At 65.2% G+C, this 13,061-nt stretch carries 17 protein-coding genes and 1 pseudogene; all 18 read right to left on the minus strand.

The window, feature by feature from the left end:
* Positions 1 to 600: pseudogene (locus tag AC07FD_RS15135) on the minus strand (hypothetical protein); the annotation flags it as partial.
* A complete protein-coding gene (locus tag AC07FD_RS15140) occupies positions 600 to 911 on the minus strand; it encodes a DUF1799 domain-containing protein (RefSeq protein ID WP_478350471.1) in 312 nt (103 codons plus the stop codon). The gene AC07FD_RS15140 and the pseudogene AC07FD_RS15135, both read right to left, overlap by 1 nt.
* 71 nt (positions 912 to 982) lie before the next feature.
* Positions 983 to 1,363 carry a hypothetical protein gene (locus AC07FD_RS15145; RefSeq protein ID WP_478350472.1) on the minus strand — a complete coding sequence of 127 codons (381 nt, stop codon included), beginning with the start codon at positions 1,361 to 1,363 and terminating at the stop codon, positions 983 to 985.
* Positions 1,364 to 1,436: 73 nt separating this feature from the next.
* Entirely contained in the window at positions 1,437 to 2,366 is a 930-nt protein-coding gene (locus AC07FD_RS15150; RefSeq protein ID WP_478350473.1) for a phage tail tube protein, read from the minus strand.
* Positions 2,367 to 2,368: 2 nt separating this feature from the next.
* Positions 2,369 to 2,572 (minus strand): hypothetical protein, encoded by a 204-nt coding sequence (locus AC07FD_RS15155; RefSeq protein ID WP_478350474.1) that lies wholly within the window; start codon positions 2,570 to 2,572, stop codon positions 2,369 to 2,371.
* A complete protein-coding gene (locus AC07FD_RS15160; protein WP_478350475.1) occupies positions 2,569 to 3,000 on the minus strand; it encodes a phage tail terminator protein in 432 nt (143 codons plus the stop codon). Before AC07FD_RS15160 ends, AC07FD_RS15155 begins: the two co-directional genes overlap by 4 nt.
* Positions 2,997 to 3,572: a phage virion morphogenesis protein gene (locus AC07FD_RS15165; RefSeq protein WP_478350476.1), complete on the minus strand. Its 576-nt coding sequence runs from the start codon at positions 3,570 to 3,572 to the stop codon at positions 2,997 to 2,999. The genes AC07FD_RS15160 and AC07FD_RS15165 overlap by 4 nt, the downstream gene beginning before the upstream one ends.
* Entirely contained in the window at positions 3,572 to 4,003 is a 432-nt protein-coding gene (locus AC07FD_RS15170) for a gp436 family protein (RefSeq protein ID WP_478350477.1), read from the minus strand. The genes AC07FD_RS15165 and AC07FD_RS15170 overlap by 1 nt, the downstream gene beginning before the upstream one ends.
* A complete protein-coding gene (locus AC07FD_RS15175) occupies positions 4,003 to 4,212 on the minus strand; it encodes a hypothetical protein (protein WP_478350478.1) in 210 nt (69 codons plus the stop codon). The genes AC07FD_RS15170 and AC07FD_RS15175 overlap by 1 nt, the downstream gene beginning before the upstream one ends.
* 2 nt (positions 4,213 to 4,214) lie before the next feature.
* A complete protein-coding gene (locus AC07FD_RS15180; protein ID WP_478350479.1) occupies positions 4,215 to 4,712 on the minus strand; it encodes a hypothetical protein in 498 nt (165 codons plus the stop codon).
* 106 nt (positions 4,713 to 4,818) lie between these two features.
* Positions 4,819 to 5,124: a hypothetical protein gene (locus tag AC07FD_RS15185; protein ID WP_478350480.1), complete on the minus strand. Its 306-nt coding sequence runs from the start codon at positions 5,122 to 5,124 to the stop codon at positions 4,819 to 4,821.
* 103 nt (positions 5,125 to 5,227) lie between these two features.
* Positions 5,228 to 6,121 carry a Mu-like prophage major head subunit gpT family protein gene (locus AC07FD_RS15190; protein WP_478350481.1) on the minus strand — a complete coding sequence of 298 codons (894 nt, stop codon included), beginning with the start codon at positions 6,119 to 6,121 and terminating at the stop codon, positions 5,228 to 5,230.
* Between the two features lie 40 nt (positions 6,122 to 6,161).
* A complete protein-coding gene (locus AC07FD_RS15195; RefSeq protein WP_478350482.1) occupies positions 6,162 to 6,950 on the minus strand; it encodes a hypothetical protein in 789 nt (262 codons plus the stop codon).
* A gap of 61 nt (positions 6,951 to 7,011) precedes the next feature.
* Positions 7,012 to 8,169 carry a phage protease gene (locus AC07FD_RS15200; RefSeq protein ID WP_478350483.1) on the minus strand — a complete coding sequence of 386 codons (1,158 nt, stop codon included), beginning with the start codon at positions 8,167 to 8,169 and terminating at the stop codon, positions 7,012 to 7,014.
* Positions 8,170 to 8,454: 285 nt separating this feature from the next.
* Positions 8,455 to 9,258: a phage head morphogenesis protein gene (locus AC07FD_RS15205; RefSeq protein WP_478350484.1), complete on the minus strand. Its 804-nt coding sequence runs from the start codon at positions 9,256 to 9,258 to the stop codon at positions 8,455 to 8,457.
* Between the two features lie 274 nt (positions 9,259 to 9,532).
* A complete protein-coding gene (locus AC07FD_RS15210; RefSeq protein WP_478350485.1) occupies positions 9,533 to 11,101 on the minus strand; it encodes a DUF935 domain-containing protein in 1,569 nt (522 codons plus the stop codon).
* Positions 11,101 to 12,495, minus strand: coding sequence for a terminase large subunit domain-containing protein (locus tag AC07FD_RS15215; RefSeq protein WP_478350486.1), 1,395 nt, complete (start codon positions 12,493 to 12,495; stop codon positions 11,101 to 11,103). Before AC07FD_RS15215 ends, AC07FD_RS15210 begins: the two co-directional genes overlap by 1 nt.
* Positions 12,495 to 13,061 carry a phage protein Gp27 family protein gene (locus AC07FD_RS15220; RefSeq protein WP_478350487.1) on the minus strand — a complete coding sequence of 189 codons (567 nt, stop codon included), beginning with the start codon at positions 13,059 to 13,061 and terminating at the stop codon, positions 12,495 to 12,497. The genes AC07FD_RS15215 and AC07FD_RS15220 overlap by 1 nt, the downstream gene beginning before the upstream one ends.

Here is a 13,061-nt window from a genome sequence, read left to right on the forward strand (position 1 = left end):
GTAGCGAGACCTGAGCCGGTCGAGCTCGGCGCCGTAGGCGGCGATATCAGCCCCTCGGTCCGGAACGATCGTGACCCGATTGACCATGGCTTGCGCAGCGTTCTTTTGCGCGGCGGCCACACCGTTCAGAGCGCTGACATGGCTGTTCAGCGCAGCCGTCTCTTTCAACCGGGCCTCAGTCGCCAACGAGGCGGAAATCGCCCCGGTGCGCTCGGCCCGGTCGATGTCTTCAACAGCCGCTTTGTGCCGCATCTGCGCCGCAAACAGCGGATCGTAGCGTGCCCTGGTCCTGTCCAGCGCCGCACCGAAGGCGTCGATGTCAGCGGCGCGCTGCCGGTAGCCCGCGTCGCCGGTCGGCTGAGCGGCTGCGATCATCGATTGGATCGACCCCTGCAACTGACGCTGGGCAGCCGCCTGGGAGGCGATCGCTGCGGCGGCGCCCCGCGCCGATGCCACGACCTGGTCGTTCGCCGCGACCATGGCAGAGGATGTCTGGCGCGCCTCCACGCCAAGGGCCTTGACGCTGGCCGTTGTCTCGGCGGTCGCTGCCTTGGCGCCCGTCGCGTCGCCGGAAATGACCAGAGCGAGGTTCAACGGCATCAGTCGATCTCGCCCATGGCTTCGAGTGCGGCATGCTCCATCACCTGGATGTCGGCGAAGAGACGGCTTTGAACGCTGCGATTGCGGCGTTCGAACACCGGGCGGGCCGAGCCATAGTCGATGCCGAGCCAGATCACCTTGCTACCTTCGCCAACAGCCATGACCAGGGCGCGCCATTGCGTCTCGCAACCAAGGAAAGCCATGACGGATTGCCAGTTGACGGACCACACTTCGATCTTCGCCTCATCATCCTTGATTGCGTCGGGTTCAATGGAGACGCCGAGCTCAGCGAACTGCTCGGCGACCTCCACGTCGATCGTCGTCGGTCTCGTCGGGTCTTCGCGGCCGGCGCGGGCGAACGCCCATTCCCGCGCGACCGCTTTCAGTTTCCCTTTCGCGCCTCGTCGGGAGCCAGCGACCGCGCATAGGCCTTGTAGAGGCCCCTGGTGAACCAGGAGAACTGCATATTGGAACGCAGGGCGTCCTCGCTGAAGGGTACCTGCTCCTCCTTGCCGTCCTTCTCATCGGTCACGTCGCGCCAGTCCTTGCAGACGCGCATCAGCTCCTCGTGCTGGCGCTTTTTCTGCTCCTCGGGCGGAAGGGCGGCGATCTCCTTGACCATCTCCTCGCCTTCGTCCGCCGGCATGGCCTGGAACTGCATCGTGAAGGATTGCGTGATGGTCTTGCCCGCCTTGTCGCGGTCGGGCATCTCGACAGTCACCGGCCACCAATAGCGATAATCGTCGATCATCTTGAATTTCATTTTCAGGGCCTTTCAAAAGGGCTTTTGGGGGGCGTTGAAGCGGGGGAGCGACGGCGGCCGGAGCCGCCGCGCCTTACATCACGGTGATCTTGAACTCGTCGTCGCCGGCGTCGGTGCACAGCATCAGCGGCAGCGAGTAGTTGATGATCTTCTGGGTCTGGCCTTCGCTTGGCCGGCCGATCTCGACGGCAGGGCAGTCGAATTTGACGATGTTGCCCGCGACGGTGCCATGCTGGGCCGTCAGGACACCACGCGTTCGGGCCTGGGCGAGAGTGAACCAGTCGATCGTGGCGAGCGACCGTGCCTCGACCACCGCCGTGCCGGTCGGATTGCGATCGACCAGCTGGATGTTCTCGTCGCCGATCAGGAAGCGCGGCTCCACCTGGTTGCCGAGATCCAGCATCAGGCTCTCGGCCACCGCCGACCACCCGTGCAGCGACATGGTCGTATTGGCCTTCGACACCGGCACCGGCGTGATGAAGCCAGCCAGATCGGCGCTGGGCATGGCCGCGTCCGTGATCGGGCCAAGCAGACCCTTGAAGCTCAACGTGTAGTGCGGGATCTGCTTGGGAACGAGGCTGGCGCTGATGTTGCCGCGCCCGCCGACCATCGCATGCTTCACCCCATCGTGGATGAAATAGTGGGTGACGGCTTCGAACGCACCCGAAATGGGATCGTATTGAACGTCCGTGTCGGCGGTGACCGTCTCGGCCAGGCCGCAGGCCCTCATCAGGACGCCGTATTTCGGAACGTCGCCGGCAGCACCGGCGCCGGCGATTTCGACATCGAATTTCAGCTCGGTGTAGGTTCCGACCAGGATCACGCCCTGTTGACCGAGATACGGCAGGTAAAGGTCCCGTGAGGCCTGGTCACCGGCCAACGGCGTGACGGTCGCATTGGTGACCAGCATGGCGTTCGCCGCGCCAGTGGGCACCGAGTCCGTGCCATAGACGCTTTCGATCTTCGTCAGGATGGCGAGCTTGCGGTAAAAACGGGCGGGCATGGCTACTTGCCTTTCTTCGACGCGGCGGTTTGGGGCGCGCCGGTTTGAGCGTTCGGTGCGGCGGCCGGGGCCTGCTCGCCCTGCTGCTGCTCGGCCGGCGGCTCGGGGGTTGCGTTGGGATCGGTGAACTCACCGTCGCGGGTGAGCTTGCCGGTCGGCGTCGAGCGGACATGCCGGCCGGCCGGGCGGGGCTGATAGGATTTCATGATTGCTCCTCGAGATAGCTGGCGGCACCGAAGACTTCTTCCCACCAGACGGTGCCATTCTTGGTTTTCAGGAGTTCGCCCGAGACGTGCTCGATCGGATCGGCGGAGCTGGCCGCCTCGAAGCCGACCAGGCGCGCGCGCACCCAGTCCTTCAGATCCTCGATATCGGCCGACACGGCACTGCCGGGCACGTCGGACAGGTTGCTGGTGATGATGACCACCGCAATATCGCTGCTAAGCCGCTGCAGCGTCTTGCCGGTCATGCGCTGGTTCTCGTCGGAGGCTTCGCGCAGCGTCATGACATAGGCCGCCGGCATCGCCGTCGGCACGCCGTCGATCGCCGCGAACTCGGCCGCGCCCTCGACGATCGCGAAGGCCGCGTCGGTATCGGGCAAAAGCCGTTCGATCAGTTCGGAGACCAGGCTCATTGCTCGCCGGCCTCCGTCCGCAGGAAGTCTTCGGCAATCGCCAGGATCTCGGCCTGGTCGGCCGCGTCGACGCCGAGATAGGGCCGCGCCGGCAAGGTGATGATGTGGGCGCCGATCTTCACGCGCTGGGTCTGCTTGCGCTTGCGTGACGCCTTGACGAACCGGCTGCCGCGATTGGTCTTGCCCAGGTGGATGTCCTGTTCGCGCTCCGGGATCTTGATTTCGGCGCCGAGCTGCTGCGCGGCGGCGTACGCGATGCCGGTACCGACCTCGACCTGATCGGGCTTCGCCTCGTAGACGATGCTCGAATAGAGCCGGTTCTTGACCCGCAGCATGTGCTCGTAGCCGCGCTGGCTGCGGCCGACGCGGCGATTGGCGGTGCGCGGCGACAGGCGCTGCCATTTCTGCCCGTCCGGGCCGGTCTCGCGCTCGAACCGGCGCTGTGTGGCGGTGACGAGGTAAGCGCCGATCGCCTCCATGGCGCGCGTCGGGTTTTCGGCGGCGCGTGAGAGCTGGGCGAGCCGATCGAGGATCGCCTGGTCGTCGAGAACTAGCTTGATCCCGTCAGCCATCAGAAACCCTTCAGGCTGTCGCGGGTGAAGACGCGGTCGGGCGCGCTGGTCTTGATGGCGCCGCCGCCGGCCGCCTCGGGAACCTCGCCCCCGTCATCGAGCTCGACCAGGCCCTTGGCGACATCCTTCAGCCAAGCGACCGCCTGGTTGTAGGCAGCGGTCACCGGGCTGTCCTTGTCAGCCGCCTTGCCATGCAGGTAGTAGCGCGCGAGATCCGCTGCGACCTTGACCAGGATGTCCGGCACGGTCGCCAGCGGCAGGGAGTACTTCTTGGCGATGTAGCCGTCGATCAGGGCCGTGGCGTCGTCCACCGCGCGGCCGACCACCGTGTCGTCGATCGTCGTCGGCGGCCGGTTGACGCGGTCGGTCAGCTCCCGCAGCTCCTTTTCGCCGAAGCGGTCGACCAGATCCTGTTTGACGGCGTAGGTCATCAGGCGCCCGCCACGAAAAGCCAGATGAAGTAAGTGAGCCAGACCAGCAGCGTGGCGGCCGTGGCGGCGGAAAAGCGAACCAGCGCCCAGACGACCAGGCGCAGCTGGTAGGAGATGCCGTCTTCCGCACTCGGCCAAAAAATCGCGCCGGCCCAGATCAGGACCGTAAGTGACAGCGGCGCGAGCCAGATGGGCAGGAAGACATGCACGGTCAGATCAACTCCACCGTCAGGTTCGGCTCTGCGAAGAGAGCCTCCATCTGGTCGGGGCCTTTGAACGCGCCGAGCTGGTGCTCGACCGCCGCCTTGGAATGGGCCATGCCGCCACGCCGGAAGCCCTCAAACTTGGAGGTGATCCGAACATTCACAGGCGGTCCATCGTGATCAGCCTCCCAGGCTTCCAGCGCCGCAGTGAGGTACGGGAAGGTCTTTCGGAACTCCGCCTCGGCCCCGCCAAAGACGCCGTCGAGTTCCTCAGGAGTGAAGAAGGGCTTGGACGCATCGCGACCCTGCGACCCTGCGGAGCCGGCCAGATCGCCGGCCCCGCCCTGGTCGTCGCTCTGCGGGGGTTCATGGGTGGAATTGGTCCCCGTCGCCGCCCCCGACGACGGGGCATCCGCGCCTGGTGCGCTCGCTGCCGGCACGGATGTCTCGGTTGAAGCGGCCATTTTTGGGGCTTTGGCCTTCGCTTCGCGCAACGCTTTCGCCATCGTTCAATCCTCGTTTTCGGGTCTTTGAAAAGGAGCTGGGCTTTGCGTGAGCTGCTTTTCGAAAACCCGCCGGCCGGAGCCGACAGGATCTTTCGTCGGTCTGCGGTCAACCAGGCGGAGTTCGATGCAGGCCGGAGAAGTGCTGCGGATCGAAATGGCGGCTGAGATGGCGCAACAGGCGGAAGCGCCCGACCGAGACCGCCAGGGCGAAGGTCACCAGCGACACGGCGAGCATGATCAGCGCGACGGTGACGGTGCGCATGACATCGGCGACGACGGTGTTGGTGACCAGGTCGTGAGGACTGGCGGTCGCGGCGAGAGCCTGCGCCATCACCGGCGCGGTCCATTCGGACGTCACGACCATCGCCGCGAAGGCAAGGCAGGCATAGAACAGAGGTCGAAAAAGCTTCATTGGTTTTTTCCTTTGCGGGTCTTACGGAAGGAGCCTCCCAGGCTGCTTCCGAAAAACCCGCCGGCACCGTTGGGAGTGCCGGCGGTTGAGAGCTGGCGGCCGATCAGGCCAGCCAGGGAACGACGAGCAGCTCGGCGGTGCCCTTCCACTCATTGGTCTCGCCGCCGGCTGCCAGTTCGGAGTTCAGCAGCTTGCGGCCGGCGCTTTCGAGCGAGGGCGGCACCACCAGAAGATCGGGGATGATGCCGATCGGGCGGCCATAGTCGCCCTTCATGCCGGACAGAGCCGCGCGGGCCGTCGCGTAGTGGGCCGCGTCGAGCGTCTGCTTGGAGCCCCAGGTCCACTGCCAGAAGCCGTAGCCGGCTGCCCAGCGGCCATCGGCGCCATAGAGGAACTGCTTGTTCATGAAGACGTTGTCGTCTTCCGGGCGGTCCTTGGTGACGAACTGTGCTTCCTTGCGGACCTGCAGGATCAGCGGATTGATCGGCTGCTTGCTGTCGATCAGGAACCACGGGGCGCCACCGCCGCCATCGGTGTTGGCGACGGAAGTCTCCGCGCCGTCCGCGTCGAGAACGACATGGTCGGTGTCGAAGAAATACTGGCCGTCGTAACAGGTGGTGGCGAACCCGGCCTTCAGCGCCGCGAAGATCAGCGTGTCCTTGCTGGACGCGACGGCCCGGCCCATGGCGGTGAAGCGCGGCCCGTAGATACCGAGATTGTCGTCCTCGATGCTGTCGCGATCGACGCCGATGGTCTCTTCATAGGGCCTGTTCTCGATCGCATAGTCGTACTGCTTGAGGCCGTGGATCTGGCGCGGCCCGATCCATTCACGCATGCCCGGCAGGTCACCCAGCCAGCCATACTTGTTGGAGCTGGTGGTCGAGTTGAAGCGGGTGGCGATGCGCTGCCACTGGCTGGGCGCCTGGGCAAGACCGGCCTGGAAGGCGGTCGAGAAGCCGGCGCGGAGGGCGTCGAGGTTGGCTGCATTCACGAGCATGGAAGACGATCCTTGTTGGGTTGCGGGAGCGCGCCGGCCGTTAGGCGCGCTCGATTTCGAAGAAGCAGTTGGCGACGGAGGCGGTGGCGTTGGTGCCGCCCACGGTTAGCGACAGCTCGTCGCCGACAGCGACCGTGTTCGCCGCCGTGGGCGCCGCGTAGTCCTTGTCGCCTGCGGCCGAGCCGGCCTGGGTGATGGTGATGACGCCGGTGGTGATGGCGACGCCGCCGATTTTGCCGGTCAGCGTGGCGTCGCCGGTGGTAAGCACGCCTTCGATCACCGAACCCATGTTGACCACCTTGCCGGCCACCGGCGACAGCACGCGGTAGACGCCGGCCCCAACCAGGGTCGCGACGCGGATCGGGACGAAGCTTCGGTGGCCGCTGAGTACGGCACGGAGGATCGCCTCGTTGAAGAGGACGTGCACGCCGGTCGCCTCGACGCCGACGATGATGCCGGCCGGCGACCTGGTCGGAACACCAGCGGTCAGGCCGTTGGTCTTGGCGACGGTCTGGTCATCGACCACATAGCAGGGCTTGCCGATATCGGCGATCGTGATCGCGTCGGCAGCGGCCGAGTTCGCCACCTTGAAGGTGCCGGTGTCGATCTTGATCTGCTCATCGCCGGCAGCGCCGGCCGAATTGTCGACGCGCTCGATGGAAACGCCGACGCCGACCAGGCCAAGGGCGGTCTGGCCCTTGGTGACGTAGCCGGAAACATTGCGCATGACGATCGAGCCGCCATAGATCAGCACGGCGGCGGCCACACCGGCCGACAGAATGCTGCCGATCAGCTGAGGGGTGTTACGGTCCTGGGCAAGAGCAGTCATGACAATCGGTCCTTTGGCTGGGCGCGCGGCCCGTTGATCAGATCAGCCGGAAAGCGGTGGCCTAAGCCTTCGCCTCGTCGGCCAGCGTCTTCTTGAAGTCTTCGGGTTTGATGCCGAGCTGCGAGCAGACGGCGAGCTGCGCCTCGGTGAGCGCCCCATCGGCGGCGCCGGGCTTGTTCGGCGTCTTCAGCTGGGTCGTGGTCAGCACCGGAGCGCTGCCGACGAAGGTTTCGAACTTCTTGGGATCGGCCGTGTAGAGGTCCAGGCCCCAATCCTTCAGCGCCGGAGCCAGCTTGCCGTCCTTGATCGCGGTGTTGACGGCCTCGTCGGCCTTGTCGGACGTGAGGGATTTCTGCAACTCCCTGACGTCGTTCTGCAGCGCGGTCACCTGTTCGATCGGGACGAACTTGGTCGGGTCAGGCCTGGCGCCGGCAACGGCCGACTGGACCGCCGTGACGATCTCGTCCTGCTTGGCGGTCTCGGCCAGGCCGGCGGCCTTGGCGAGCTTGCCGCGATCGGCGACGAGTGCGTTGACCGCCACCAGGATCTCCTCGGACTTGGCGGTCTCGGTCAGGCCGGCCGCCCTGGCGATCGCCGTCGAGCTGGTCAGGTGAGCGTTGATAGCGGCAACGACGCCGTCTTCATTGGTGCCTTTGGCAAGACCAAGGGCGGCAAGGATCTTATCCATGCTGGCTCCATTTTCGTTTGAGGTGAAAAGTGCACTCGCCGCGACCGCGACCAGGTCGAGGTTCGGCGTGTTCGTCAGGCCGGCCATGCGGATGGCGAGCACCCGGCCGGTTGTTTTCTCGTGGAAGAAGACGGGCGAGAGATAGCGGTATTCTTTCGCCTTGATCGCGGTTGCCGCAGCGGCGGTCCATTCGACCCGGCCATAGATGCCGTCGTCCTGGACCTTCAGCTCCTTGATCCAGCCGGCTGCCGGCGCCTTGCCGCCTACGCCTGGCACGGCGCCGAAGATAGCCTGGTGGTCATAGTCGATGACCGGTTCGGTCGAGCCGGCGAGCTGCCGCGTGTTGGCGGCGATCTGTTCCATCGACGCCTTGTCGCCGGTGTTCCATGGACCTTGCCCATTGCGCCCGGTGAACGTGCCGGCCGGCACCAGCTGCAGCCAGATATCACCTTCCGCGTCGACAGCGGTCAGCGCCGTCGAGTGGGAAGCGACCAGGGCGGCCGAAAGGAGGGCGGCAAGTGCGTTGTGCATCGCCGGACATTGGCCCGGCCGATGCCGTCAAATCATGCCCGCCAAGGCGGGCGGCAACGTCAAACGAGGGAGGGTGGCGATCGAGCCGGCGACGGGGGCGCGCAGACGCCGAAATCGAGGCAACGGTAGCCGACCGGGAAACTTCCGGCAAGGCGGTCCTCGGAAGGGCCTTCGATTGCCTCTAAAATCGGTTTTGAACGGGTCTACAGCGCCGAGAAGCCATTTCCGCGCCCACTGGACCGGCCAAGGGTGCGAAGGCGCTTGCTGGCGATCGTCGCAATTCGGTCAGGGAGCGGCGCCGGGATCTTGGAACAGGCCGCCCGCGATCTTCGCCAAGGCCTGCTTTTCGATCATCGAGAAACCGGCCTTGCCAGGATTGTAGGCCCAGCCCGGATCGATGCCGTCTGGCACCGGAGTGACTTCGCCGGTGCGCTTGTTGACGTAGTCCGTTTCGCCGCCTGGCACCGGCTCGAACTTCAGCGTTTCGCCCTCGCGCTCCAGGCGGTCGATGTCGCGTTGCGAGAGGCTCTGCAGGGTGCAGTGGCAGTTCCAGCCGTTCGGGCAGGCGTGGGTGTTCCACCAGGGATGATCGACCAGCAGCACGGTGTTGTGCCAGAGGTGATGCAGCGGGCGCGGATGCTCCTGGGCTTCCAGGTGGACGTAGCGCAGGAACGGCCGCGCCTTCCTGTTGCGCTCGAACGAGGCCCAGTGCCCGGCGGCGTAGCTGACGCGCATGTTGATGTCGAAGATGTTGGTGAGCCGCCTGACGCTGCCGAGCTGCGACCAGCGCGTCTCGCCGGTCAGCGGATCGAAGGCCGGCTGCTGGCCCCACCAGCCCTTCGCCTGCAGCAGCGGCGTCAGCTCGGCGGCGAACTGCTGGAAGGTCTTGCCCTCGGACAGCGCCTTCAGCAGGCCGGCATAGATGTCGCCCAGGATGTCGAAGCCGGCCGACTTGGCGACCGTGAACATCGACGCGTGGGTTTCCTGCCAGACGTCCTGCCAGGCGAAGGACGGGTCGATGTTGGCGCCGCGCGCGAACAGCGCCGCGATTGCATCGCGTGGCGGCAGCGGCTTGAGATCGACCGTCATATGCCTGCCGTCCGTTCGATCGCCTGCTTCCGGCAGGCCGCCCACATGTGGTTGACGTGCCGCACATAATCAGGCCGCTCAGCGCTGAGCAGGGACCGATAGTGCCGCTTGCGTAGGGAATAGAGGCGACGGTGAAGCGCGCTCACATTGCGCCAATGATCGCTGCATATCCATTCGTTAGCCTCTATACCGTCGAGCCTATGAACTGCCTGGAGTTTCGCATGCGCAATGGTGCGACGGCAGAAGGGGACGCAACAGGCGACGCGACCAGGCATCAGAGGGTCTCGCCAGTCTCGCCAGCCAGCCGAGCGGCAAACGCCGAGCGCGCCAGCATCTCGGTCAAGGCATCGGCGTTGAGGCCGTCGAAGCGGTTGGCCAGCAGCGCCTTCACCTCGTCGACCGAGCTGGCCGCCGCGATCTCGGCCTGCAGGCCGGCGATGATTGGCTTGACCAGCGGCTCCCAGTCGCCAAGCAGCCCGTCCGTGGTTTGCTCGACGGCATCGCGCTTCGGCGCCTGCATCGAATTGACCGCCTGCTGCTGCTGGTTACCAGGCATTGGCGGCTGCGCGAACGGATCGACCGGCGCAGGCTGCTTTGGAGCGACGAGTAGCTCCTCGTCCTTGGCCGGCTCGGGCAGGCCGATCCGGTCGAGCATCGTCTTTTTGCCAACCGGGAGGCCGAGCGGCACGAGCGCGGTGACGTTCTTGACCAGGGCTTCGACGTCGACCTCGTCCGGCCGGCCGATGCAGATCCTCGGATACTTCTTTCGAGGTCCACGATTGAGGCCGACGATCGGGCGGGAGAGATCCCGACTGAGTGTGGCGCCCAGCTGGCGGCCGTCTGCCTTCTCGATGTCATCGCGCACGCCGTCATGGGTCTTGCCGACGGCATGGCCGCCAGCGATCGCGTCGGTCGTGCCCGTCTGCCCGAGCACGACCTTCGAGACTTGTTGGTCAAGCCAATCGGCGCGCTCCCTGTAAAGCGCATGCGATCCCGAGATGTCGGCCTTGATGAACTCGACCGCCATCGATGTCGGCACGATCGCGGCATAGTCGACGCCGATGTTGCTGACCGCCTCGAGGAGAACGTCCTTGTCGCGCTCGGATGCACCGGCATCGTATTTGCCGAGCCGCAGCGGCTGGCCGTAGGCCTCGCAGAAGATCGCCCAATCCTTGACGGTGAAGCTCTTGAACAGGAACGACCAGGCGGCAGCGCGGGCGATGCCGCCACGGATCGGCAGGCCGGACTTCACCTTGGCCTTGTGGAAGACCCACTGGTAGGGATTGAGCGGGACCGGCTGGCCATTGTCGTCGCGCAGCAGCGGGGTCTCGCCGTCGACCAGGTCGAAGGTGAACCAGCGCGGATCTCGCCAGGCGATGCGCTTGGGCATCCATTGCCCTTCAGACGTATCCCAGATGATCTCGTTGCACGAAAAGCCCTTGCCGACCGCGTCGAGCACGTCGATCAGCTCATCGGCGAAGCCCTCGCGGTTGATCGCTTCGCGCACCAGCTCGGCGTCGGCTTCGCTTTCGGCGTCGTCGCCGGCCGCCTCGACCGTGATCTCCAGCCCCGACACCTGGCGCTTCCGCACGCCAAGCACGCCCGCATAGTGAAGATCCCGCTCCTCGATGTCCTCGGCCAGCGCCAGGTACTGCTCGGGGTCGCCGTCGATCGACGATTTCAGGATGGCCGCCAGCCGGCCGGGCGTCAGGCCGGCGGCCGGGTGCATGGCGTCATGGCGGCGCACGCCACGCGCGGTTGGCGCGGCCTGCTCCACCTTGAGAGCGGCTTTCTCGATCGGCCGGCCGAATTGGTCGACCAGTCCCTTGAAGACATCGGCCATCAGAATATCCCCGGTTTGCGGCGTGCTGACGCCAGGCGGAAGGGCTTGTCGCGATCGCTGGCCCGGTCATGCCAACCGCCGCCCTGGTCGCTGCCAGCCCGTTCGTCGAAGCGGCTCTTGGCCGGCGGTGCCGGCCGGTAGCCGTATTGATGCTCCTGTCCGCCAGCAGCGTTGATCGCCAAGAACTTCGCCCAGGTGCGGTCGGCATGGTCGTCATCGCGCTCGGCAACGAACCGCGGCGCCCCTGTCGGACCAGAGACCTTCCGCAGCTTGTGAAGATCCGAACGAAGCGCCGGGTTGCCTTCCTCGATACGGATGGTGCGATCTTCAAAGCGCTGCTTGCCGGCCGTGGCCATCACCAGCTTGTTCGGGCCGGTAAACAGCACACCCTCGACGCGGTCGGCACCATAGCGGCGCTGGGCATCCTCGACGGGCTTCTCGCCCATGCCGGTCTGATCCATGCAAACGCGGGCGACACGATACCTGCGCATGATCTCGTCCAGAGCGGCGTCCTGGGTGGCGAAGGTGGCCTTCTTCAGCTCGACACGCTCACGCTCCCAAAGCACGTCACCGATCTGCTCTTCCACGTCGATGACGAAAAGATCGTTCCGCCGGCCGATGTCCACGCCGACAAAGCAGACATTGCCCTGGTAGCCGTCAGGATCTCCGGCGAGCGGATCTTCGCATGACGTGATCAGATCGTATGTGAGCCACGCCGAGGCTTCATCGAGATACTGAAGCTCGTACTCCTGCGCCCAGGCATCCTCGTCGGCAAGGCCGGCGCGCAGCTCCTCGATGTCGCGCGGCAGCCCGTCCGCCACCGCTTGATAGATATCGACCGAATGGCGCGACCAGGTCTTGTCCTTGCCGGTGTCCAGTTCATAGAACTTGCCGCTCTTGCCGTTCGGCGTCGAGGTGACCCGAAGCTTCCAGCCGGCCGAGATGACCGGAAACAGCGCCTTCCAAATCGCCGAGGAGTCCTTGTGGAAGGCGAACTCATCCAGGAAGACGTTGGCCGAGAAACCGCGCGCGGTGTCGGGGTTGGCGGGCAAGGCCAGTATCTTCGAACCGTGCGGGAACACCACTTCAAGGGCGGTGTATTTGATCGCGCCGATCTCGTATTCCACCGGCAGTTCGGTGAAGGGCAGCCCATAGGCCTTGGCATGGACCTTGACGCCTTCGTCCATCGCCTCCTTGGCCTGGCGCTCGCCACGCGACAGGATCACCCAGCGCGTCTTCGACTGTTTGACGACGTGCTCAAAACAGTCGTCGACATTCTCCAGCGTCGTGGTGAACGTCTTGCCGGTCTGGCGTGCGAACTTGCCCAGCTTGAACCGGGACTTGTCCTCGAACCAATCCCGCTGATAGCCGTAGAGGATCGGCCGGTCGGCCATCAGCTCTCTCCGCGATAGGCTTTGCGGATCAGCTCCAGAATTGCTGCCGCGTCGACGGCGTGCCCGGCCTTCTCGGCTTCGCCCGCCGCAGCGTCGACAGCTTTCTCCATTTTTCTCTCGGCAGCTTCCGTCGCCTTCACCTTCAGTGCTGCCGAGACCTGCTGGGCCGAAACGATCTGCCTAAAGGCGGAGGCCAGTTCCTTGACATCTTCCGGCGATTTGGCCTCGTCGATCATCTCGTCGATGACGGCCTTCAGCAGCTCGCCCAGAACGATGTCCTGTTGCCCCATCTTTTCTGGAGTGATCTTTTCAGCGATGCCGGAATAGAGATGGTCCCGCTCGGCGAGCCGATCAGCGCGCCGTTTCAGCCGGACGCTGCGGCGGCTGAAGGCAGATCGTGAAATCGGTCCATGGCCTTTCACCGCCAGCCGGTCGTTCAGCTCGAAGAGGATATCTGCCTGGGTACGGTTTCGTTCGTTGAGGCGCGCCAGCGCCCAGATCACATCGTCCTGGCACTCCTCGGGCAAGGTTTCGAGCGTCGAGAGGATGCGGCGTTCGTTCGCCAT

The sequence above is a fragment of the Mesorhizobium waitakense genome, assembly GCF_056431085.1.